The following is a 23,042-nucleotide window of genomic DNA, read 5'->3' on the forward strand; positions in this document are numbered from 1 at the left end:
CGCCCGCCCTGCCATTCATCCGCTCCTCACCCGCCATCTCGTCACCCTCCCGCTGGGCTGCGGTGTCTCGCCGGGGATTTCGGTCTGTCGTGGGCTGCTCGGGTGGTCCAGGATGGGCGCGTGGGTGGGAACCTGGCCGCTGGGATCGCGGTCGTCGGGCTGGCGGTGGCGCTCGGCGTCGCGGTGTGGGCCGTGGTCCGGCTGCGGTCGCGGCGGGCGATCGCGACGGCGGCGCAGCGGGCGACGTACGACGTGCTGCACATCGCGGCGCTCGCGGCCGAGCCGTTGCGCAACGGGCTGACCGACGTCGCGGCGGGCAAGGCGGTCCGGCATCTGCGGACGCTCACCGGGGCCGCCGGGATCGCGGTCACCGACGCGGCGCGGGTGCTGGCGTTCGACGGGGCGGGGGAGCACCACCGGGAGCAGGTGGCGGCGGCCGGGGCGAAGGCGGTCACCGCCGGGCGGTCCACCGTGCTCGGCAGCGACGAACTGCCGTGCGACCTCGTCGACTGCCCGGTCCGCGGGGCCGTCGTCGTCCCCCTCGCGCAGCGGGAGGGGGCGCTCGTCGCGCTGTCGGACGGGCCGCCGGCGCCGGGGCTCGTGCAGGCCACGGCGGAGACCGCGCGCTGGGTGGGGACGCAGCTGGCGCTCGCCGAGCTCGACACGTCGCGGGCGCGGCTGGCCAGGGCGGAGGTCCGGGCGCTGCGGGCGCAGATCAGCCCGCACTTCATCTACAACGCGTTGACGGCAATTGCGAGTTTTGTCCGGACCGATCCCGAGCTGGCGCGGGAGTTGATTCTCGAGTTCGCGGAGTTCACGCGGTACTCGTTCCGGGCGCACGGGGAGTTCACCACACTCGCCGAGGAGCTGCGGTCCATCGACCGGTACCTGACGATCGAGCGGGCGCGGTTCGGTGAGCGGCTGCAGGTGCGGCTTCAGATCGCGCCGGAGGTCCTGCCCGTGACGCTGCCGTTCCTGTGCCTGCAGCCGCTGGTCGAGAACGCGGTGCGGCACGGGTTGTCGCGGAAGCCCGGGATGGGCACGATCAGCATCGTGGCGCGGGACGCGGGCGCGGAATGTCACATCACCGTCGAGGACGACGGGGTGGGGATGGAGCCTGCCGCGCTGCTCAGCGCCGACGACACCACCGACGCCGGGCAGCACGTCGGGTTGCGCAACGTCGATGAGCGGCTACGGTCGGTCTTTGGTGACGGGTTCGGCGTCGTGGTCGAGACAGCCCCCGACGCGGGCACGAAGGTCAGCATGCGGGTCCCGAAGTTCCACCCCGGAGTGCGGAGCAGCCAATGAACCGGAGTGCGGAGCAGCCGATGAGCTCGAGCGCGGGCAGGAGCCTTACCGGCCAGGTCGTGCACGAGCACCAGCAGCAGCCCGGCTTCCTGCGGGTCCTCGCCGTCGACGACGAGGTGCCCGCGCTCGACGAGCTCGCGTACCTGCTGCGCGCCGACCCCCGCGTCGGCCGGCTCCACACGGCCGGCGACGCGACCGAGGCGCTGCGGGTCCTGCGGGACATCGACGTCGACGCCGTCTTCCTCGACATCCGCATGCCCGGGCTCGACGGCATGGAGCTCGCCCGGGTCCTCGGCCGGTTCGCCAAGCCGCCCGCCGTGGTGTTCGTGACCGCATACGACGACCGCGCCGCCGAGGCGTTCGACCTGGGCGTCGCCGACTACGTGCGCAAACCGGTCCGCGCCGACCGGATCGCGGAGTCGCTGCGCCGCGTGCTGGCCGCCAGGCTCGTGCCCACGCACCCGTCCGTGGCCGGCCGGCGCGACCGCCAGGACGACCCGACGATCCCCGTCGAACTCGCCGGCACGACGAGGATGCTGCCCCGCTCGTCGGTCCGCTGGGTCGAGGCCCAGGGCGACTACGCCAGGCTCCACACCGCCGACGCGTCCCACCTGGTCAGAGTGTCTCTGGCGACCCTCGCGGAGCGTTGGGCGGACGCGGGTTTCGTACGGGTGCACCGCTCCTTCCTGGTGCAGCTGAAGCTCATCACCGAGCTGCGGATGACCAACACCGGCTACGTGGTGGTCATCGACGACCACGAGCTGCCGGTGAGCCGCCGGCACACCAGAGAGCTGAAGGACAGACTGGTCCGCGCCGCGAAGTCGTGGTCATAAACAAAGGACAGGTCTTCACGACTTCCACACATCACGCACCGTTGCCCCTCGCATCTACCCAATACGCTGCTGGCATGACCGCAGGTGGGGCCGGGGAACGGCGCAGGGTGCTCGTCGTCGACGACGAGCGGATGATCGCGGAATCGATCGCCGTCCGGCTCCGCGCCGAAGGGTTCGCCGTCGACCAGGCGCACGACGGGCCGTCCGCCGTCGCCGCGGCCCGCCTGCTGCGCCCCGACCTGGTCGTGCTCGACGTGATGCTGCCCGGGTTCGACGGCCTCGAGGTGTGCCGGCGCATCCAGGCGGAGCGGCCCGTCGCCGTGCTCATGCTCACCGCCCGTGACGACGAGACGGACCTGCTCGTCGGGCTCGCGGTCGGCGCCGACGACTACCTCACCAAACCGTTCTCGATGCGGGAGCTCGCCGCCCGCGTCCACGTGCTGCTGCGGCGCCTGGAGCGGCTGGCACAGTCCCAGCCGGACCCGGACGCCACCCCGATCGTCCTCGGCGACCTGGAGATCAACCGGGCGCAGCGGCGGGTCAGCCGCGGCGGCGTCGAGGCGCACCTGACGCCGACCGAGTTCGACCTGCTGGTGAACCTCGCGACCCGCCCCCGCACGGTCCTGCCCCGGGAGCGGCTGCTCGCGGAGGTGTGGGGCTGGGCGGACGCGTCAGGCACCCGGACCGTCGACAGCCACATCAAGGCGCTGCGCCGCAAGCTCGGGTCCGACCTGATCCGGACCGTCCACGGAGTCGGGTACGCGCTGGAGACCACATGAAGGACTTCCTGGACCTGCTGCCCCGGCCGCTCGACCCGCTGCGCTCGATCAAGCTGAAGCTCGCGGTGCTGCTCGTCGCGTCCGCCGGCGCGGGCCTCGGCGTGTTCTGGATCGGCATCGGCTGGATCCCGCCGACGACGACGGAGATCGCGCTGACGGTCGGGCTGCTCACCTCGCAGGTCCTGGCCCGCGGGGTGACGTCGCCGCTGCGCGACATGACCGCCGCGGCGCAGGCGATGGCCCGCGGCGACTACTCCGCCCGGGTCAGGGCGACGTCGAAGGACGAGGTCGGCCAGCTCGCCGTCGCGTTCAACCAGATGGCCGCCGAGCTCGCCGCCGCCGACCAGCAGCGCCGCGAGCTGATCGCCAACGTCTCGCACGAGCTGCGGACCCCGATCTCGGCGGTTCAGGCTGTACTGGAGAACGTCGTCGACGGTGTCGTCCAGCCCGACCAGGCGACGCTGCGCACCGCGCTCGCCCAGACCGAACGTCTCGGGCGGCTCGTCACCGAGCTGCTCGACCTGTCCCGCCTCGACGCCGGCGTGGTCCCGCTGGACCGGGAGGACTTCCGGATCGAGGACCTGCTCATCGAGGTGGTGGCCGAGGCCGAGGTGAAGGCCACCGCCGCCGGCTACAAGGTCGAGTACCTGTCCTGCGCCTTCCCGGAGAACGCCCTGGTCAGTGCCGACCGGGCGCGGCTGCACCACGTCCTGACCAACCTGGTCGACAACGCGACCCGGCACAGCCCCGACGGCGGGACCGTCACGATCATCGGCCGGCGCGACGGCGACCGGGTGATGATCGAGGTCGCCGACGAAGGGCCCGGCATCCCGTACGCGGAGCGGGAGCGGGTCTTCGAACGCTTCACCCGCGGCGCCCGCGCCTCCGGTGGCGGCACGGGTCTGGGGCTGGCGATCGCCCAGTGGCTCATCGAGCTGCACAACGGCACGATCGCGGTCATCGAGCAACCGGATGGCATGGCGGGTTGCCGCATCCGGGTCACCCTGCCCGTCTGATCCAAGCGTCTTCAGTACGTGTCCGGCGACAGCCGGACGCGCGGATCCTCATACCCTCCGGAGTCCGACATGTCGTCCCCGACGGAACCATCCGACGGTCCGCACCGCCCCACCGTCCCCGCCCAGCCGGCCGAGCAGCCCGCGACGGCCGAGCAGCCCACGACGGCCGAGCAGCCCGCGACGGACAAGCAGTCAACACCGGTCGAGCCGACCCCGGCGGAAAAGCCGCAGTATCCGGTACCGCGCCCGCTGGAACGGCACGATTCCGCCGCCGCGCGACCACCCCGGCCGCCGTCGCCGCCCGGCGGGGTGGCACCCGGCCTGCGAAAGGCCCCGCCGCAGCCACCACGCCCCGGGCCGCACCCCGTACACCAGGAGCAGCGGCAACAGGGGCACGGCGGGCCGCATGGAGCGGTCGCCACGCTCGCCCCGCCGACCCGTCCGCCACACCCGGCACCGAACCCGCCGCCGAACCCACCGAACCCGGCGTTGATCAGCCCGGTCCGGCTCGGCCCGCCGCACCCGACCCTGGTCCAGCGGCACTGGCCGGTCCGCAGTGTCGCCGCGGGGCCCACCGTGCTCATCGGCGGCCTGGTCACCGCGGTCGTCGCGGCCGCCGCCCTGCCACTGGACCGGCCCGGCATCGGCTGGCCCGTCGCCGGCCTCGCGCTCGTCGTCGCCCTGCTGGTCGTGCTGCTGCGGCTGGATCCGAAGCAGCGCGGCACCAGCGCGGTCGAGGCCACGTGCTGGAGCGCCGCCACCGTCGCGCTGCTGTCCGTCGGGGTGTTCCGGGCCGCGGGCTGGCTGTTCTTCCTGTGTGCCCTGGCCGCGTTCGGCAGCGTCGCGCTCGCCGTCGGCGCCGGCCGGAGGGTTCCGGCGGTCTTCGCGGCGCTGGTCAACCTGCCGATGGCCGGGTTCCGGTCGCTGCCGTGGGTCCGGTACGGCATGAGCCGGGCCCGGGCGAAGGAAGGCGCGTCCGGCGCGACGCGGCTGCTCGGCTCGATCGGGCTCGGCGTGCTGCTGCTCGTCGTCTTCGGGGCGCTGTTCGCCAGCGCCGACGCCGCGTTCGACCAGATCGTGCAGACGATCCTGCCCGACCTGTCGCTCAGCACGCCGTTCCGGTGGCTGTTCGTCGGCGCCGTCGCCGCCTGGCTCACGTTCGGCGGGGCGTTCCTGCTGCACAACCCGTCCACGCTCGGCGACGGCAGGCCACGACGGGGGCGGGTGGTCCGCTGGTACGAGTGGGTCGTCCCCGTCGGCGCCGTCCTCGCCGTCTTCGGGATCTTCGTCGGCGTGCAGGTCGCGGTCCTGTTCGGCGACCGCGACTACGTGATGCGCACCGCCGGTCTCACGTTCGCCGACTACGCGCGGAAGGGCTTCTGGCAGCTGCTCGTCGTCACGCTGCTCACGCTCGTCGTGATCGCGGTGACGGTCCGCAAGGCGTCCCGGGAGACGGCCCGCGAGCGGGCGCTGCTGCGGGTGGTCCTGGGGCTGCTGTCCCTGGGCGCGCTCGTCGTCGTGGTGTCCGCGCTGTGGCGGATGGACGTCTACGAGCAGGCGTACGGCTTCAGCCGCCTCCGCGTCCTGGTCAGCGCGTTCGAGCTGTGGCTCGGCGGCCTTCTCGTCCTGATCATGGTGGCGGGGGTCGTGCCGGCGACGCGCTGGCTGCCGCGGGCCGCGGTCGCCCTGTGGGTCGTCACGCTGCTGGGGCTCGCGGTGCTGAACCCGGACCGGTTCATCGCCGAGCAGAACGTCGCCCGGTACGCCTACAAGAACGCCGACCTCTGGTACCTGTCGACGCTGTCCGCCGACGCCGCGCCGGCGCTGGACAAGCTGCCGCCCGGCGCCCGCGAGTGCACGCTCAGCGGCATCTCCGCCGACGTGCACGACGGCGACGACTGGCGCGGCTGGAACCTGGGCCGAGCCGAGGCCCGCCGGATCGTGCCCGAGGTGGTGTCCGCCGACGACTATCCCTGCTCCCGGCGGTACTAGCGAAGGACGGGGGGCCGACGCTCAAACGGGGGGTGTCGGCCCCCTTGCACTTGATTCACGCTCGTTGCGAGACTGCGGGACATGGAGCCACCCACCCCGCGGGTCCGCGTGGTGCTCGGTGACGTCGCCCGCGCCCCCATCGACCCCGCCCGCACCCGCGCGGAGCTGGAGGAGCAGAGCCCGGTCGGGGCCGCCCTCGCCCGCGGGCTCGTGCGCGCCCAGCTGGCCGTCGCGGTGCGGCTCGCGGCGGTCGTCGCGGTCGGGCTCGGCGGGCTGCCGCTGCTGTTCGCGGCCGCGCCCGCGCTCGGCAGGGCGCACCTGTTCGGGATCTCGGTGCCGTGGCTGCTGCTCGGGGTCGCCGCCTACCCGTTCCTGTTCGCCATCGGGTACGCCTACGTCCGCCTCGCCGAACGCAACGAGGCCGAGTTCGTCGCGCTGGTCGAGGACAGGTCCCACCAGCAGCCATGAGCGGGCAGCGGAGCGGCTCGGCCCGCTCATCATGGGATCAGGTTTGGCTCGGGCCGACGCTGGAGCGCAGCGGAGGCGGCGGCATGAGCGGGCAGCGGAGCGGCTCGGCCCGCTCATCATGGGATCAGGTCGGCTCAGGCCGACGCTGGAGCGCAGCGGAAGCGGCGGCATGAGTGCTTTTGGCCTGCCTTCGGTCATCGCGGTCATCGCGGTCACCCTCGTCACCGTCGCCATCGGTCTCTACGGGCTGCGGTTCGCCCGCACGACCTCCGACTTCCTCGTGGCGTCCCGCATGGTCAGCCCGACCTGGAACGCGGCCGCGATCAGCGGCGAATACCTGTCGGCCGCCAGCTTCCTCGGCGTCGCCGGCCTCATCCTCAAGCACGGCGTCGACGTCCTCTGGTACCCGGTCGGGTTCGCCGCCGGCTACCTGGCGCTGCTGCTCTTCGTCGCCGCCCCGCTGCGCCGCTCAGGCGCGTTCACCCTCCCCGACTTCTGCGAGGTCAGGCTCCGCTCGAAGCGGCTGCGCAAGCTCGCGACCGCGTTCGTCATGTTCATCGGCTGGCTCTACCTCGTGCCGCAGCTGCAGGGCGCCGGCCTGACCCTGCAGACGGTGACCGGCGCCCCGTACGCGCTGGGGGCGCTGCTCGTCGGCGTCGTCGTCACCCTGAACGTCGCGCTCGGCGGGATGCGGTCCATCACGTTCGTGCAGGCGTTCCAGTACTGGCTGAAGCTCACCGCCCTCGCCGTGCCGTTCGTGTTCCTGCTCATGCAGTGGCAGTCCGACGGCCGGCCCGCCCTCACCGCGCCGGACGGCCCGACGTTCCCGGCCGTGACGACCGTCACCGTCGACCACCCGACCCGGTTGATCGTCACCGTCCAGACGCCGGTCACCGCGCACGGCCGGATCGACGGGGCCACGGTCGACGGCGCCGTCCTGCTCACGGTCGGCGAGCACGACGCGGACCCGGACACCGCCATCGAGTTCCCGGCGGCCGCGTCGGTACCGAAGGTCGCCGCCGTCTCCGCCGAGTCGCCGACGGACTGGCTGCTGCCCGGCGACCACTCGCAGGGGCTGTTCGCGACGTACTCGCTGATCCTCGCCACGTTCCTCGGCACGATGGGCCTGCCGCACGTGCTGGTCCGCTTCTACACCAACGCCGACGGCGCCGCCGCCCGCCGCACCACGCTCGTCGTCCTCGGGCTCGTCGGCGTCTTCTACCTGACCCCGACCCTGTACGGGGTGCTCGGCCGCGTGTACACGCCGCAGCTGCTGATGACCGGCAACACCGACGCGGTCGTGCTGCTCCTGCCGTCGGCGGCGCTCGGCGGCGGCCTCACCGGCCAGCTGCTCAGCGCGCTCGTCGCCGCGGGCGCGTTCGCGGCGTTCCTGTCGGCGTCGTCGGGGCTGCTCACGAGCGTCGCCGGGGTCCTGTCCACCGACGTGCTCGGCCACGGCTCGGTCCGCGACTTCCGCCGCTCCGCGCTCGTCGCCGGGGTCGTGCCGCTGCTGCTCGCCCTGTTCGTCGCGAGCCTCGACGTGTCGCAGGTCGTCGGCCTCGCGTTCGCCGTCGCCGCGTCCAGCTTCTGCCCGCTGCTCGTCCTCGGCATCTGGTGGCGCGGCCTGACCGGGATCGGCGCGGCCGCCGGGATCGTCGCCGGTGGGGGCGCCGCGGCCGGCGCTGTGCTGCTCACGGTGCTCGGCGGGCCGCTGCCGGGCTGGGCGGGCGTGCTGACCACCCAGCCGGCCGCATGGAGCGTGCCGCTCGCCTTCCTGGTCATGATCACCGTCTCGCTGCTCACCCGGCAGCGCCTGCCCAAGGACCTCGGCGCGATCATGCTCCGCCTGCACGCGCCGGACGCGCTGCGGATGTGACCACCCTGGCGGGCGGTGCTGGCGTGACATACGGTCATGCTGTGACAGATCGCGAGCCTGCCTCGGCTCTCGCGCTGCGGGGGCTGTCCAAACGATTCGACCAGAAGGTCGCGGTCGCCGGCGTCGACCTCGACGTGCCGACCGGGTCGTTCTTCGGCCTGCTGGGGCCCAACGGCGCCGGCAAGACGACGTCGCTGTCGATGGCGGTCGGGCTGCTGCGCCCCGACGCCGGCCACGCGTATGTCCTCGGCCACGACGTCTGGTCCGACCCCGTCGAGGCGAAACGCCGCCTCGGCGCGCTGACCGACTCGGCCCGCATGTTCGACCGGCTCACCGGCAGCGAGCTGCTCGCCTACACGGGCCTGCTGCGCGGCCTTCCGCAGGACGTCATCGACGGCCGCGCCGCCGAGCTGCTCGACGTCCTCGGCCTCGCCGACGCCGGCCGCACCCTCGTCGTCGACTACTCCGCCGGCATGAAGAAGAAGATCGGCCTGGCCTGCGCGCTGCTGCACGCGCCGCGGCTGCTGGTCCTCGACGAGCCCTTCGAGGCCGTCGACCCGGTCTCCGCCGCCCTCATCCGCGACATCCTCATCCGGTACGTGCGAAACGGCGGCACCGTGATCTTCTCCAGTCACGTGATGGAGGTCGTGGAGCGGCTCTGCACCCACATCGCCATCCTCGCCGACGGCCAGATCAAGGTCGTCGGCACCACCGAGCAGGTGAAGGGCGGCCGGGAGCTCGAGGACGTGTTCGTCGACGTCGTCGGCGGCCGGGTCGCGACGGGCGCGGAGCTGTCGTGGCTGTGACCCCCGAGCCGCACGTCCCCCAGCCACGTGCGGCACCTGACGACGGGGTGCTCGCGGCGCGGCCCGAGCCGATCCGCGGCGGCGCCCCGAAGGTCACCGACTTCGTCCGGCTGAAGCTGCGCATCCTGCGCAACACGATGCGGGGCAAGAAGTCCCGCGTCTGGCTGTTCGTCCTGGGCATCATCTTCGGGCTGTGGGCCGCGTTCGTCGGGGTGAGCGTGTTCGCCGCCAGCAGCCTCACCGACGACAACCTGCGCCCGACCCTCGCCGCGTTCGCCGGCACCGGACTCGTCCTCGCCTGGATCCTGGTGCCGCTGCTGTTCTTCGGCGTCGACGAGACCCTCGACCCGGCCAGGTTCGCGCTGCTGCCCGTGCCCCGCCGCACCCTGGCGCTCGGCATGCTCGGCGCCGCGTTCGTCGGCATCCCACCCGTCGTCACCCTGCTCGCCGCGCTCGGCTCCACCGTCGGCGCGGTCTTCGACGGCGGCGTCGCCGCGGGTGCCGTCGCCGTCCTCGGCGCCGCCGTCGGCCTCGCCGTGTGCGTCGCCGCGAGCCGCGCCGTCACCAGCGCGTTCGCGGGCATGCTCCGCTCGCGGAAGGTCCGGGACCTGGCGGCGCTGCTGATCGCCCTCGCCGGCATCTCCTGCAACCCGGTCTTCCAGCTGATCTTCGCCCTGGTCGAGAACGGCGAGTCCAAGCAGGCCACCACGATCGGCGGCGTCCTGTCGTGGACGCCCCTCGCGGCGCCGTTCGTCGCCTACGTCGACGCGATCGAGGGCGACTGGGCGCTCGTCGCGGCCCGCCTCGCGATCGGGGTCGCCGGGGTCGCCGCGCTGCTGTGGTGGTGGCTGCAGACGATCGAGTCCGCGATGCTCGGCACCGCCTCGACCGGCGCGGCGAAGAAGGTCAAGGCCATCGACAAGCTGCCCGTCCGGGCGTTCCTGCCGGGCGTCCTGCGGTCCTGGCCAGCCGGCCGGTTCACCGGCCTCGTCGCCCGGGAGATCCGCTACTGGTTCCGCGACCCGCGCCGCCGCGCCAGCCTGATCTCGCTGCTCGCCGCGTCCATCGTCGTGCCGTTCGCGTTCACGTTCGGCTTCGGCGGCGGCTCCGACGAGCAGGAAGCGGCCCGGCAGAGCGCCGGCATGAGCGGCGGCGCCCTCGTGTTCTCCCTGCTGTTCGCCGGCGCGTTCGTCGGTCTGGTACTGGTGAACCAGTTCGGCAACGACGGCACCGCCTACGCGCTGCACATGCTCACGAACGTCCCCGGCCAGGTCGAGCTCGCGGCCCGCGCCGCCGGCGTCGGCATCCTCGCGTTCCCGCTGCTGGCCGCCGGCACCGTCGTCGTGTCGGTGATCGCCGGCCACACCGACCAGCTGCCCGCGGCGCTCGGCGTCGGCCTGTGCGCGTTCGGCATCTCCGTCGGCGCCGCCGGCATCACGTCGGTGCTCGCGCCCTACCCGATGCCCGACACCACCAACCCGTTCGCGATGAACACCGGCCAGGGCAGCGCGAAGAGCATGCTGTCCTTCGTCTGCATGCTCGCCACCTGGGCGCTGACGGCGCCGCTGATCGTCGCGTTCTTCCTGCTCCCCGACGCGTTCGCGTGGGTGCTGCTGCCGGTCGGGCTGCTGTGGGGGTCCGGGCTCGCCTGGACCGGCACCCGCCTCGCCGGGAGCCTGCTGGAGCGGCGCGCCCCGGAGGTCCTCGTCGCCGTCACCCCGAAGCGGGCGTAGCCCCCCACGTGAGGCCCGTCGCCGGTCACCCCTGAGCGGGCGCCTGCGGGGCGGTCACACCGCGCGGCGCCGGCCATGCCGGGGCGGGCGCCGGCCGTACGGAGGGTTCCTCCGGGTCCGTGTCCGGGGGCAGCGGACAATGAGCCGGTGAGCATCCACGCCTCGGATCCGTTCGCCACACCGGACGACCAGCGCTCGCCGCTGCGGCGGCTCCGCGGGCGCCTCCCGGCCGCGGTGACGCTGTGGACCTCGGCCGGCGCCGGCGCGCCCGCCGGGCTGACCGTGTCGTCGATGCTGGTCTCCGACGGCGACCCGGGCCGGGTCGCCGGGCTGGTCGACGACGAGAGCGACCTGTGGACGGCGATCGAGGCGTCCGGCCGGTTCGCGGTCGTGCCGCTCGCCGAGGGCGACAACCAGCTCGCCGAGCGGTTCGCGGGGCTCATGCCCGCGCCCGGCGGGCTCTTCTCGACCGGCGACTGGGAGTCCACGGAGTTCGGGCCGGTCCCGCGCGGCTACCCGTGGGCCGGCTGCGGGCTCGACGGTGCCCGGGCGTTCGGCTGGTCGCTGCTCGTCGAGGCGACCATCCGCCACGTCGACCTGAGCGACACCGCGGCGAAGCCCCTGCTCCACCACCGGGGTCGGTACACCTCGATATAGACGCTCTTGCCGGCCGCCCCAACGCAAGCGGCGGGGGTCCCCACCCCACGGATCCCATGCGCCGCCGCGCGACGCATTCACGCCGTTAAACGGTGTGACCGCTGTCACTCGGCGCACCGAACCCGCCGTTGGGCGCAGCGGGCCGCCGGGCCCGCCCAGGGATCTTCACCGCCGCGCGGCGGGTTCCTACCGTGCGCGTACCCACACCCCAACGGCAGGTGGTGATCCCCCCATGAGCACCGAAACGCCGGTGCCGGCCGGCACGGACGACAACCGGTACGTCGCCGTCGCCAACACCCCGGAGTTCGACGCGTTGCGCCGCGCCCTGCGTCGCTTCGTCTTCCCCGTCTCCGCCGCGTTCCTCGTCTGGTACGCGCTCTACGTGCTGCTCTCCGCGTACGCCCGCGACTTCATGAGCACGAAGGTCGTCGGGCACATCAATATCGCGTTGATCTTCGGGCTGCTGCAGTTCGTGTCGACGTTCCTCATCGCCTGGCTGTACACCCGCTACGCCGACCGTCGCGTCGACCCCCTCGCCGACGAGCTGCGCGCCAAGATCGAAGGGAGCCCCGAATGAACGACGTCACCCTCGCGGTAGGGGCATCCACGACCCGGACGCTGACGCTCACGCTCTTCGTCGTCCTGGTCGCGGCCACCCTCGCCATCACCATCTGGGCCAGCCGGCAGACCAAGAGCGCCGCCGACTTCTACGCCGGCGGCCGGTCCTTCACCGGCTTCCAGAACGGCATGGCGATCGGCGGCGACTACATGTCGGCGGCGAGCTTCCTCGGCATCGCCGGCATCATCGCCCTCAACGGCTACGACGGCTTCCTGTACTCGATCGGCTTCCTCGTCGCCTGGCTCGTCGCGCTGCTGCTGGTCGCCGAGCTCATGCGCAACTCGGGCCGCTACACGATGGCCGACGTCCTCGCGTTCCGGATGCGGCAGGCACCCGTCCGCACCGCCGGCTCGATCTCCACGATCATCGTGTCGATCTTCTACCTGCTGGCGCAGATGGTCGGCGCCGGCGCCCTCGTCGCCCTCCTGCTCGGCATCAAGGCCGGCGACACGTTCATGGGCATGACCGCGGAGACCGCGAAGATCGTCACCATCGCCCTCATCGGCGTGCTGATGATCGTCTACGTGACCGTCGGCGGCATGAAGGGCACCACCTACGTCCAGATCGTCAAGGCGTTCATGCTCATGCTCGGCGCCCTGCTGCTGACGCTGATGGTGTTCGCCGCGTACAAGTTCAACCTGTCGACGCTGCTCGGCGACGCCGCCGCCAAGTCCGGCCGCACCCCGCCGGAGTCGTTCCTGCAGCCCGGCCTGCGCTACGGCCGCGACATCGCCGGCAACGCCGCCGCGACCCTCGCCAGCAAGCTCGACCTGATCTCGCTGGGTCTCGCGCTCGTGCTCGGCACCGCCGGCCTGCCGCACATCCTGATCCGCTTCTACACGGTGCCCAACGCCAAGGCAGCCCGCAAGAGCGTCGTCTGGGCCATCGGCATCATCGGCGTCTTCTACCTGATGACCCTCGCGCTCGGCTTCGGTGCCGCCGCGCTCGTCGGCCGCCAGGCGATCCTCGCCCAGGACCCCGGCGGCAACACCGCCGCGCCGCAGCTCGCCGAAGCCCTCGGCAAACGGTACCTCGGCGGCGACTTCGGCGGCTCGCTGCTGCTCGCCATCATCGCCGCGGTCGCCTTCGCCACCATCCTCGCCGTCGTCGCCGGGCTCACCCTCGCGTCGTCGTCGTCGCTGGCGCACGACCTCTACGCCAACGTCATCAAGCGCGGGCAGACCGACGAACGGCAGGAGGTCGTCGTCGCCCGGTACTCCGCGTTCGTCATCGGCGCCGTCGCGATCGTCCTCGGCATCTTCGCCCGCAACCTCAACGTCGCGTTCCTCGTGGCGCTCGCATTCGCCATCGCGGCGTCGGCGAACCTGCCGGCGATCCTCTTCTCCCTCTTCTGGAAGAAGTTCAACACCCGCGGCGCGACCTGGGGCATCTACGCCGGCCTCATCTCCGCCGTCGGCATCGTGCTCATGAGCCCCATCGCGTGGGGCGGCGTCAGCGACGCCCGCACCCCGGCGACCCTCAACGCCGCGCAGGCCAAGACCTGCGGCGTCGACGTGAAGTCGAAAGAGGTCTCCAACGCGACGGCCCTGTTCAGCTGCACCACCCCGGCGCCCATCCCGCTGGAGAACCCGGGCCTGATCTCGATCCCGATCGGGTTCATCTTCGCCGCGATCGGCGCCCTCACCAGCAAGGAACGCGACGCGGACAAGTTCGCCGAGCTGGAGGCCCGCGCCCTCACCGGAGCCGGCGCCCACTGAAGACCGGGTGCGCCGGCTCCTCCGGGGCCGGCGCACCCGCCGGATCTAGTGCGCCGGGGTCGGGGTACCGCCGATTCCCTCGCCCCGGCGCACTACAGCTAGGCTGGTCTCATGGTCGTTGTTGCGCAGCGTTACGGCGAGGGACACCGCATCCTCCTCACCGGTGGTGCCGGGTTCGTCGGCTCGCACCTCGCTGACGCCTTGATCGCCCGCGGGGCGCACGTCGTCGTGCTCGACAACTTCGTCACGGGCAGTAAGGACAACGTCGCCCACCTGGTCGACCACCCTCGATTCACGCTCGTCGAGGCCGACGTCAGCGAGCCGCTGCCGGCCGTCGACGCCCTCAGCGCCAGGTTCGACGCGATCATGCACTTCGCGTCGCCGGCCAGCCCCACCGACTTCCAGCTGCTGCCCGTCGAGATCCTCCGGGTCGGCTCGATCGCCACCCTCCAGCTGCTCGAGCGTGCCGTCGCCGACGGCGCCCGCTTCGTGATGGCGTCCACGTCCGAGGCGTATGGCGACCCGCTCGTCCACCCGCAGCCGGAGACCTACTGGGGCAACGTCAACCCGATCGGCATCCGCAGCGTGTACGACGAGGCCAAGCGCTTCTCCGAGGCCGCCACCATGGGCTACCAGCGCGGCCGGGGCGCCGACGTCGGCATCGTGCGGATCTTCAACACGTACGGGGAACGCATGCGCCCCGACGACGGCCGCGCCATCCCCACGTTCATCTCGCAGGCGCTGCGCGGCGAGCCGATCACCGTCCACGGCTCCGGCACCCAGACCCGGTCCATCTGCCACGTGTCGGACCTCGTCCGCGGCATCCTCCTCCTGCTCGACTCCGGCGAGACCGGCCCCGTCAACTGCGGCACCGAGCACGAGATGACCATGCTGGAGCTCGCCGACACGATCGTGCGGCTATCCGACAGCACGTCGACCGTGTCCCTGCTGCCCCGCACCGCCGACGACCCCGAGCGCCGCCGCCCCGACCTCACCAAGGCGCGTGAGCTGCTCGGATACGAGCCGTCCGTCGGCCCCGAGGAGGGCCTGCGGCGCACTGTGGAGTACTTCCGCAGCCGCTGACTCTCCCCGCTTCGTGCCGCGCCCGCCCGAGTTGCGTGGCGGAGCGGCCGGAGGTTCGTATCGTGGTTTTCATGTCCACCACGCCTGCCTCGAACGGCTCGTCGGGTCGCGCCTCAGTGCCCAACTCGCTCCCGCCCAGCGCGGGAGCGCGTGCGCGTGTCACCGGCGCCTCCACACCGACCAGCCCGGCGTCGTCGTCAGGCGTCTACGGCCGGCCCGCCTCAGGGTCCACCTCCCGCTCCGGCGGCGGTGGCGGCGGTGGCGGGGTCGTCCCGCCCCGGCGGCCCGGCGGCAACGAGTACCCCGGCCGCAAGAAGATCCGTCCCCGCTGGGGGCGCATCGCGCTCGTCTCCGGCGCCGCGATCATGGTCCTGGCGCTGCTCGCCGGCGTCGGCGCCTACGCCTACTACCGCTACGTCGACGCGGGCCTGCAGCGCGACGACCCGTTCTCGGAGATCACCAACGGCCGACCCGCCAAGGTCGCCGACGGCGCGCTCAACATCCTGCTGCTCGGCAGCGACTCCCGCGACCCCGACAACAAGGGCAAGGCCGGCGAGTGGCGGACCGACACCATGATCGTGATGCACATCCCGGCGAGCCACGACAAGGCGTACCTGGTCTCCATGCCCCGCGACCTGTACGTGTACATCCCCAAGAGCAAGTCGACGCCGTACGGCGACACCAACGCCAAGCTCAACGCGTCGTTCTCCTGGGGTGGCACGCCGCTGACCGTCGAGACGATCGAGAAGTACACCAACGTCCGCCTGGACCACGTGCTGCTCATCGACTTCGGCGGCTTCAAGCAGGTCATCGACGCCCTCGGCGGCATCGACATGAACATCGAGTCCGACATCACCTCCGTCCACCCGCCGAAGCGCAAGTTCAAGAAGGGCATGAACCACTTCAACGGCGACGAGGCCCTCGACTACGCCCGGCAGCGTTACCAGTTCCCCGACGGCGACTTCGCCCGCATGCGCCACCAGCAGCAGATGATGAAGGCGATCCTCGACAAGGCGGTCAGCTCCGGCACCGTCAGCAACCCGTCGAAGCTCAACTCCTTCCTCAAGGCGATCACCAAGGCGATGACCGTCGACAAGGACTTCTCGCTCGCCGACATGGCCCTGCAGTTCCGCAACCTGCGCAGCGACGACCTGACGTTCCTGGTCAGCCCGCACGACGGCAGCAAGAAGATCAACGGTGAGGACGTGGTCGTGCCCAACAAGGCGAAGGCCGAGGCGCTCTACACCGCGATCCGCACCGACAAGATGGCGGACTGGGCCGCCACCAATGCCCCGAAGCCCGCCGCGAGCGGCTCGGCGCCCCCGTCAACGAAGGCGACCACCAAGAAGTGATTATTCCGGCATCCCGGGCATGTCTCCCCACCTGTGGGGTTGCATGCCCGGGCTGTCGTAAAGATCTCATTGCAGGAGTCACCCTTGACCGAGTAGAAAACGCCTGATTGGTGGGATCTCTTCGGATCTTGTGCAGTGACGCTGGTCGGCACGATCCCCGCCGCGAACGTAGACTCGGATAAATCCCCGCCGCCGTGCGGGCACGCAGTCGGGGGCGACATGCAGCAGGACCAGGATCCGCCGGTGAAGCCTGAGGAAGGGCCGGCGGCGTCGGTTGACGCGACTTCGAGTGACACGTCCTCGCGCGCGGCCGACGAAGTTCCCCCCGCCGTCACCTCCGCGGGTCCGGATATGTCGGATTCTTCCGGCGAACCTGCCTCCGTGTCCGGCGATTCAGGCGAGGCCGCCGCCTCCGCATCCGCGCCCGCTTCAGAGAAAGCCGCCGCCTCTGGTGATGCCGAGGAAGGCGCCGCTGAGGAGACCGCCGCCTCCGGTGCTTCCGAGACCGCTGCTTCCGAGGCCGCTGCTTCCGAGGCCGCTGCTTCCGAGGCCGCTGCTTCCGAGACCGCCGCCTCCGGCTCCTCCGAGGCGACCGCTTCAGGGGATGCGGACGGTGACGCCGGCGATGCCGGTACACCTGCCGAAAACGCCGACAGTGCGGCATCGGACGTCGCCGCCGCCGCGAAGCCCCTCACCCGCAGGCAGAAGCGCAAGGCCCGCAAGGCCGCCCTGCCCGGACGCGACCCCATCTGGGCCAAGCTCCTCGTCGTCGTCGGCGCGATCCTCGTCCTCGTCTCCGCCACCGCCGTCACCGGCTCGCAGGTCCTCGCCAGCCGGTACAGCAACAGCGTCCACCAGGAGAAGCTCCTCGGCGCCAACTCCCGCGCCGGCAACGACGACAAGAAGGAAGAGCGCCGCAGCGCCATCACCGGCCCGCTCAACTTCCTGCTCCTCGGCTCCGACCTGCGGGCCAAGGACCCCGAGGACGGGCAGCGCTCCGACTCGATCATCATCGTGCACATCCCGGCCAGCCTCGACCGGGCGTACCTGCTGTCGATCCCCCGCGACCTGCGCGTGAAGATCCCCGCGTTCGAGCCCACCGGGTTCCGCGGCGCCAGCCACGAGAAGATCAACGGCGCGTTCCAGTACGGCGGCGGCGGCACGGGCGGCGTCCAGCTCCTCGCCGAAACCCTCACCGAACTGCTCGGCATCCACTTCGACGGGGCCGCCATCGTCAACTTCGACGGCTTCAAGGCCGCCGTCGACATCCTCGGCGGCGTCGACATGTGCATCGACCAGAAGGTCACCTCGATCCACCTCGGCTACGACGACAAGGGCAACTACCTGTCACCCGAGCACGGCGGCCGCCCGGCGGTGTACAACGTCGGCTGCCACCACCTCGAGTCGTGGCAGGCCCTCGACCTGGTCCGGCAGCGCAAGAGCCTCGCCAACGGCGACTACGACCGGCAGAAGAACCAGCAGAAGTTCATCCGCGCCATCCTCGCCAAGGCCCAGCAGCAGAACCTGACCACCAACCCGATCGCCCTCGACAAGTTCATCCGGGCCATCGGCAGCGCCCTCACCGTCGACACCAACGGCGTCGCCCTCGAGGAGCTCATGTTCGGGCTGCGCAACGTCCGCCCCAGCAGCCTGGTCGGCCTCACCGTGCCGTCCGAGCCGCAGGACATCGGCGGCATCTCCTACGTCGTCGCCCTGGAAGAGGCGCAGACGCTGTACAGCGCGATGACGAACGACTCGCTCGACTCGTGGGCGGTGGAGAACCCCACCTGGGTCAACCCGATCTGAGCCTCTTATAGGCTGGGACCGTGTTCAGGGGATCCGCTGTGCCGACCATCACGGTCGACGAAGTCGCTGCCGACGCCTACCTCCTCGACGTCCGCGAGGACGACGAGTGGACCGCCGGCCACGCACCCGACGCCCACCACCTGCCGATGATGCAGATCCCGACGCGGATCGAGGAGATCCCCGCCGACCGCGACGTCATCGTCGTCTGCCGCGTCGGCGGCCGCTCCGCGCAGGTCGTCGCCTACCTGCAGCAGCAGGGGCTCACCCGCGCCACCAACCTCGACGGCGGCATGTCCGACTGGGCGGCCGCCGGCCGGCCCATGGTGAGCGAGGACGGCGGTGCTCCCCGGGTCGCCTGAGCGGCCGTGGGTGTTCGCGCACCGGGGCTCGTCATTCCGGCACGCCGAACACACCCTCGACGCCTACCTCCTCGCCATCGAGGAAGGCGCCGACGGCCTCGAATGCGACGTCCGGCTGACCCGCGACGGCCACCTCGTCTGCCTCCACGACTCCCGCATCGACCGCACCAGCGACGGCCGCGGACGCGTCAGCGTGCAGACCCTCGCCGACCTCGACCGCTTCGACTTCGGCTCGTGGCGCACCGACCTGCCCGAGTCACCCGACGAGCTCATCACCGAACGCAAACTCGCCGACGACCAGTGGCGCGGCCGGGTCCTCACCCTCGACCGGCTCCTCGGCCTCGCCGTCGACGCCGGCCGGCCCATGCGGCTGCTCATCGAGACGAAACACCCCACCCGCTACGGCGCCGCCGTCGAAACCGCGCTGCTGAAGCTCCTCCGCCGGTACGGACTGGACCGCCCCAGGGAGGAACAGCCCGTCCACGTCACGATGATGTCGTTCTCCGCCAACGCCGTGCGCCGGGTCCGGCAGCTCGCACCCGCCCTACCCACCGTCATGCTCATCGACGTCTGGTCCGTGCCGAGCCGCATCGGCTGGCTCCCGCCCGGCAGCAGCATCGGCGGCCCCGGGGTCTCGCTCCTGCGCGCCTCCCCCGAGCTCGTCGAACGCCTCCACCGGCGGGGGTTCCCCGTGTACGTGTGGACCGTCAACGAACCCGACGACGTCGACCTGGTGGTAAAACTCAAGGTCAACGGCATCATCTCCGACCGGCCCGCATTCGTGATCGAACGGCTCAAGGAAATGGGCCTGCGCGACTGACCACTGCGGAATCCGTCGTCACGCCCATCGAGGTCGCCGGAATCGCACGTCGAGAAGTTTGGGCGTTGGGCTTTCAAAGCGAAGCGTGGGGAGGCAGACTCGCATCATGGTCGATGCTCGCGGTCCGGTCGACGCCACCGCCGTGTTCGGCGGCCTGGCCGAGATCGCCGAGCAGCTCTCGACCGGTGACGGCGGGCTCCCCGCACTCCAGCGCACCGTCGACGTCACCGTCGACGCGACCGGCGCGGCAGGGGCAGCCTTCGTCGAATACGGCCACGACAGCGGCCGCGTCGTCGCCGCCGCGGGAGCGCTCGACTGGTCCCTCGGCCGCCCGGTCGACCTCATCCACCCGACGCTGCGCGGCCTGCTGCAGTACGGGTCCAGGGTCCGCGAGCTCCCCGTCGACCTGCTCGGCACCGTCGGCGGCGAACACCTCCGCGGGCGCGGCCTGCACCGCTTCGTCGCCGCCGAGGTCACCGCCGGCAAGACCGCCGTCGGGGTGCTCGTCGGCGGCTACCGCGACACCGAAGGCACCGCCGGCGCCGGCGAGCGCGCCGCCCTCGCCTTTCTCGCGGGGCTCGTCGGACTCCAGTACTCCCTGGGGCGGGGCCTGCCGATCCACGAGGGCGGGCCGGTGCTCGACCCCGTGGGGGAGCCGTTCGCCCTGCTCGACGCCGACCATCTCGTGCGCACCTGGAACCCCGCCGCCGCCCTGCTCACCGCGCGCTCACCCGAGGCCGCGATCGGCGAGCCGTGGCCCTTCCCGTTGCCTTTGACCAGCGGCGGTTCGGTCGCCGGCGCCGAGATCGTCGAGCATCAGATGGCCTGCGGCACGTGGATTCAGATCCGCGCCGCCACCGTGCCCGGCTCCGCCGACATCGCGGTGTCGTTCCGCGCCCGGGCCGACCAGCCCTCCGACGGCAGGGACCTGTTCATCGCCCTCACCGGGCACGAGCTGCGGACCCCGATCACCGTCATCCGCGGGTACGCCGACACGCTCGTCGAGCACTGGGAGTCCCTCGACGAGGGCTCCCGCCGCGAGGCGGTGTACGTCGTCGGCCAGCGCGCCCGCGAGCTCAGCAGGCTCGTCGACCGCCTCCTGAACGCCGTCGGCGACGAGGCCACCCCGGGCGACGCCTCGGCGCTGCTGCCGTTCGACCTGATCGACACCCTCACCACCGCGGTCGACGATCTGAGCCCGGAGCAGCGCCGCACGCTGGCCGTTTCACTGCCGCAGTCCTTGCCGAAGGCCCTGGGTGAGCGCGCCACCCTCGCTACGATCCTTGCGGAATTCGTCACGAATGCGGGTAAATACTCACTGAATTGGGTAGAAGCGGATCTGACCGCGGGTGCAGACGAGCAGTCAGTCTGGTTCAGGATCGCCGACCGAGGCATCGGCATCCGCCCGGAGCACGTCGAGCGGGCGTTCGAGCGTTTCTGGCAACTGGAGACCGGCGACCAACGCACCCGCGGCGGCGTCGGACTGGGGCTGTATCTGGTGCGTAGGATCGTTGAGCGTCAACATGGATGGGTATCGTTGCGTCCACGCCAAGGCGGCGGGACCGTCGCCGAGGTGCGACTGCCCCGCGCCGACGCAGATGCCCTCGGGGAGGCTTGAGATCGTGTCCACAACCATCGCGGAGCGCGCCTGGTGCGTCGTGGTGCCCCACCACGCCCGGGGCGCCCACCTTGCCCGCCACCGCCTGGCCCACGAGCTCGACACCCTCGTCACCGCGGACCGCCTCGACGACGCCGTCGCCATCGCCGCCGAACTCGTCGGCAACGCCGTCCGCCACGCCGCCCCCCTCCCCGGCGACGTCATCCGCGTAGCCTGGCGCCTGCTCCCCGACGACACGCTGGAGATCCGCGTGACCGACGGCGGCTCCCCCGCAGGCCCCGAGCTCCGCGTAGCCGCCCCCGACGCCGTCGACGGCCGCGGCCTGACCATCGTCGCCGCCCTGGCCACCCACTGGGGCGTCGAACGCGACGGCCTAGGCCAATGCGTCTGGGCCACGCTGTAATTCCCGCTGTAACTCCCCCACCGCTTCGCGGCGGGGCCCCGGCGGGGGTTCCCACCCGCACCCCCATGCTCGCTGCGCTCGCACTGCCAGCGCTGTCGCGCGGCAGCCTCACGCGCGTGCGCGCGGCATGACGGCGCCAGCCTGACCCCGGTCCCCGGACTGGGCGACTCCGTGGGCTCGAAACCTGCGATGCCTCCCGGACTGGTCGACTCCAAGGGTTTCGACGCCCGCGATGTTTCCCGGGCTGGCCGGCCCCTGGGCCCCGACGTTCGCGATCCGGCCATGGGACCGTCCAGCCGCCGGACCGCCGCGGGACCGTCCAGCCGCCGGACCGCCAGCGCGGGCACGCCTGGACGGCGACCCGCTGCACGTGCCCCGGCCCGGCCGACCAGTGGGTTGTCGGTGCTGGGTCGAGATTCCCGCACGCGTCGCGTTTCCACCTTCGCGCGTTCCCGCACAAGCGCGGAAGCCACCATGCGCGCGGAAGGTCGTCGAAGTTCGCGCGGGCGCGAGGACTTCGTCGAACTGGGCGCCGCTGGCAGGGGTGGCGGCCGAATGGCGGCCGAGTGAAGCAGATGCGGGCCGGTTGGTCGCTGCCTGGCTGATCTACAGCAACCTTACACCCGCCGAACTAATTGACCTTTCGCATGTGACCGTCTGCGACGGGTCGGTGCGTCTGCGTGGGGGGTGTGGCGCTGTACAGAGTCCAACCGAGATTACCGTCGTCGAGTGGCAGCTGCGGCTGGGCGACATTTCCGACTTGTCGGTCAGGTGATGGCGCTGGTGGGTGAGTGACGCGCCCGGGGTGGTGGGTCTTTGCCCGTGGGGGTTTCGGACCGCCTAGGCTGGGTCGCCGTGAGCAAGCGAGCGAAAACCCCCCGTGGCCGGTCCGCCGAGGGCGAGAAGCGCCAGAAGATCCGTGACGTGTACGTCGGACGGCCGTTCGAGGGGCTGGCCGACGAGCCGGAGTGGATCGCGCTGCGTGAGCTGGTGCCGGCCGCCTCGGCGCCGCTGAAGCTGGCGCCTGAGCTGGCCGAGAAGTACGGCGACCGGCCCGTCATTCTCGCCACCGTGCTGCCGATGGCGTGGCCGGCGATGACGAAGCCCGACGGGCGGGTGTTCATCGGGCTGCAGCGGCACGTGCAGTCCGGGGACGTGTCCCGTGACCTGGCCGTGGCGCTGCAGTGCGCGCTGGACACGCCGACCGGGCAGACGGTCAACATCCCGGCGCTGCCGGGGGTCGGGCCGCGGCTGCAGGACGTGATCGTCAACGCGCCGCTGGACATCACCGTGCACACGGGCTTCGAGTTCTGGCTCGAGGACAACGCCACCGACGACCCGAACGTGCGGGCGTCGCTGGAGCGGGCCAACGCGAGCATCTTCCCGACGGTCCGTCTGTCGGCGGCGCCAGCGACGTACTGGTGCCGCGTCACCGACCGGGCCCACGTCCGGCTCGTCCTCGGCGACGACGAGGACCGGGCGCTCGACGCGCTGTCGCGGCTGTCGGCGGGTGGCGGGCTGCTGCTCGGCGACAACACCAAGTTCGCCGGCATGTTCCGCGCGCACGGGCTCCTCGCGCCCGTGTGGGACCTGCCGCTCGAGGTGGACGCCGAGGAGTGGGAGGCGCCGGTCGCCGAGTTCACGAAGCGGTACGCCGAAGCCCTCGCCGTCAGCGAGCCGCTGACCGCCGCCGAGCGGCGCAGCAAGCAGGGGCTGCTCGGCCGCCTCCAGCCGCTGCGCTGATCAAGCGTCAAGCGGACGAAGCGGACGACGCCCGCATGCGGGCGAAGCTCGCA

19 protein-coding genes and 2 pseudogenes are annotated in these 23,042 nt (G+C 71.8%); all 21 read left to right on the top strand.

Annotated elements, in window-relative coordinates; translation table 11 throughout:
- Nucleotides 1-120 precede the first annotated feature (120 nt).
- The 21 genes and pseudogenes from ACQEVZ_RS27045 to ACQEVZ_RS27145 all read left to right on the top strand — a co-directional run bounded on the left by ACQEVZ_RS27045 (nt 121) and on the right by ACQEVZ_RS27145 (nt 22,989).
- Nucleotides 121-1,308 (top strand): sensor histidine kinase, encoded by a 1,188-nt coding sequence (locus tag ACQEVZ_RS27045; protein ID WP_344500884.1) that lies wholly within the window; start codon nt 121-123, stop codon nt 1,306-1,308.
- 20 nt (nt 1,309-1,328) lie between these two features.
- A complete protein-coding gene (locus tag ACQEVZ_RS27050) occupies nt 1,329-2,141 on the top strand; it encodes a LytR/AlgR family response regulator transcription factor (RefSeq protein ID WP_344500886.1) in 813 nt (270 codons plus the stop codon).
- A gap of 74 nt (nt 2,142-2,215) precedes the next feature.
- Entirely contained in the window at nt 2,216-2,920 is a 705-nt protein-coding gene (locus ACQEVZ_RS27055) for a response regulator transcription factor (protein WP_344500888.1), read from the top strand.
- Nucleotides 2,917-3,936 (top strand): ATP-binding protein, encoded by a 1,020-nt coding sequence (locus ACQEVZ_RS27060; RefSeq protein WP_433371376.1) that lies wholly within the window; start codon nt 2,917-2,919, stop codon nt 3,934-3,936. Before ACQEVZ_RS27055 ends, ACQEVZ_RS27060 begins: the two co-directional genes overlap by 4 nt.
- Before the next feature lie 69 nt (nt 3,937-4,005).
- Nucleotides 4,006-5,928: a DUF4153 domain-containing protein gene (locus ACQEVZ_RS27065; RefSeq protein ID WP_433371379.1), complete on the top strand. Its 1,923-nt coding sequence runs from the start codon at nt 4,006-4,008 to the stop codon at nt 5,926-5,928.
- Between the two features lie 81 nt (nt 5,929-6,009).
- Nucleotides 6,010-6,396, top strand: a complete 387-nt coding sequence (locus ACQEVZ_RS27070; RefSeq protein WP_344500894.1) for a hypothetical protein — start codon at nt 6,010-6,012, stop codon at nt 6,394-6,396.
- Nucleotides 6,397-6,565: 169 nt separating this feature from the next.
- Nucleotides 6,566-7,265 (top strand): annotated as a pseudogene (locus ACQEVZ_RS27075) (sodium:solute symporter family transporter); the annotation flags it as partial.
- Between the two features lie 122 nt (nt 7,266-7,387).
- A pseudogene (locus tag ACQEVZ_RS27080) lies at nt 7,388-8,272 on the top strand (sodium:solute symporter family transporter); the annotation flags it as partial.
- Nucleotides 8,273-8,313: 41 nt separating this feature from the next.
- Nucleotides 8,314-9,078, top strand: coding sequence for an ABC transporter ATP-binding protein (locus ACQEVZ_RS27085; protein ID WP_360559196.1), 765 nt, complete (start codon nt 8,314-8,316; stop codon nt 9,076-9,078).
- Nucleotides 9,069-10,811, top strand: coding sequence for an ABC transporter permease (locus ACQEVZ_RS27090; RefSeq protein WP_433371383.1), 1,743 nt, complete (start codon nt 9,069-9,071; stop codon nt 10,809-10,811). Before ACQEVZ_RS27085 ends, ACQEVZ_RS27090 begins: the two co-directional genes overlap by 10 nt.
- Before the next feature lie 75 nt (nt 10,812-10,886).
- Nucleotides 10,887-11,468, top strand: a complete 582-nt coding sequence (locus ACQEVZ_RS27095; RefSeq protein WP_354890097.1) for a flavin reductase family protein — start codon at nt 10,887-10,889, stop codon at nt 11,466-11,468.
- 232 nt (nt 11,469-11,700) lie between these two features.
- The gene (locus tag ACQEVZ_RS27100) at nt 11,701-12,045 is read left to right on the top strand and encodes a DUF485 domain-containing protein (protein ID WP_344500904.1); all 345 of its coding nucleotides are present in this window, start codon (nt 11,701-11,703) and stop codon (nt 12,043-12,045) included.
- Nucleotides 12,042-13,805 (top strand): solute symporter family protein, encoded by a 1,764-nt coding sequence (locus ACQEVZ_RS27105; RefSeq protein ID WP_433371387.1) that lies wholly within the window; start codon nt 12,042-12,044, stop codon nt 13,803-13,805. The genes ACQEVZ_RS27100 and ACQEVZ_RS27105 overlap by 4 nt, the downstream gene beginning before the upstream one ends.
- 111 nt (nt 13,806-13,916) lie before the next feature.
- Nucleotides 13,917-14,888 carry a UDP-glucuronic acid decarboxylase family protein gene (locus tag ACQEVZ_RS27110; protein ID WP_360559200.1) on the top strand — a complete coding sequence of 324 codons (972 nt, stop codon included), beginning with the start codon at nt 13,917-13,919 and terminating at the stop codon, nt 14,886-14,888.
- Between the two features lie 71 nt (nt 14,889-14,959).
- Entirely contained in the window at nt 14,960-16,240 is a 1,281-nt protein-coding gene (locus tag ACQEVZ_RS27115; protein WP_433371391.1) for an LCP family protein, read from the top strand.
- 381 nt (nt 16,241-16,621) lie between these two features.
- The gene (locus tag ACQEVZ_RS27120) at nt 16,622-18,046 is read left to right on the top strand and encodes an LCP family protein (RefSeq protein WP_433371394.1); all 1,425 of its coding nucleotides are present in this window, start codon (nt 16,622-16,624) and stop codon (nt 18,044-18,046) included.
- Nucleotides 18,047-18,066: 20 nt separating this feature from the next.
- Nucleotides 18,067-18,405 (top strand): rhodanese-like domain-containing protein, encoded by a 339-nt coding sequence (locus ACQEVZ_RS27125; protein ID WP_425552141.1) that lies wholly within the window; start codon nt 18,067-18,069, stop codon nt 18,403-18,405.
- 10 nt (nt 18,406-18,415) lie between these two features.
- Nucleotides 18,416-19,225: a glycerophosphodiester phosphodiesterase gene (locus ACQEVZ_RS27130; protein WP_433371397.1), complete on the top strand. Its 810-nt coding sequence runs from the start codon at nt 18,416-18,418 to the stop codon at nt 19,223-19,225.
- Nucleotides 19,226-19,331: 106 nt separating this feature from the next.
- Nucleotides 19,332-20,843, top strand: coding sequence for a sensor histidine kinase (locus ACQEVZ_RS27135; RefSeq protein WP_433371400.1), 1,512 nt, complete (start codon nt 19,332-19,334; stop codon nt 20,841-20,843).
- Nucleotides 20,844-20,847: 4 nt separating this feature from the next.
- A complete protein-coding gene (locus ACQEVZ_RS27140; RefSeq protein ID WP_344500920.1) occupies nt 20,848-21,246 on the top strand; it encodes an ATP-binding protein in 399 nt (132 codons plus the stop codon).
- Between the two features lie 855 nt (nt 21,247-22,101).
- Complete coding sequence (locus ACQEVZ_RS27145; protein ID WP_363393138.1) at nt 22,102-22,989, top strand: DUF5926 family protein; 888 nt, start codon at nt 22,102-22,104, stop codon at nt 22,987-22,989.
- Nucleotides 22,990-23,042: the final 53 nt, after the last annotated feature.

The organism is Dactylosporangium sp. CA-152071, from assembly GCF_050936335.1.
In the GTDB taxonomy this organism is placed as follows: Bacteria; Actinomycetota; Actinomycetes; order Mycobacteriales; family Micromonosporaceae; genus Dactylosporangium; species Dactylosporangium maewongense.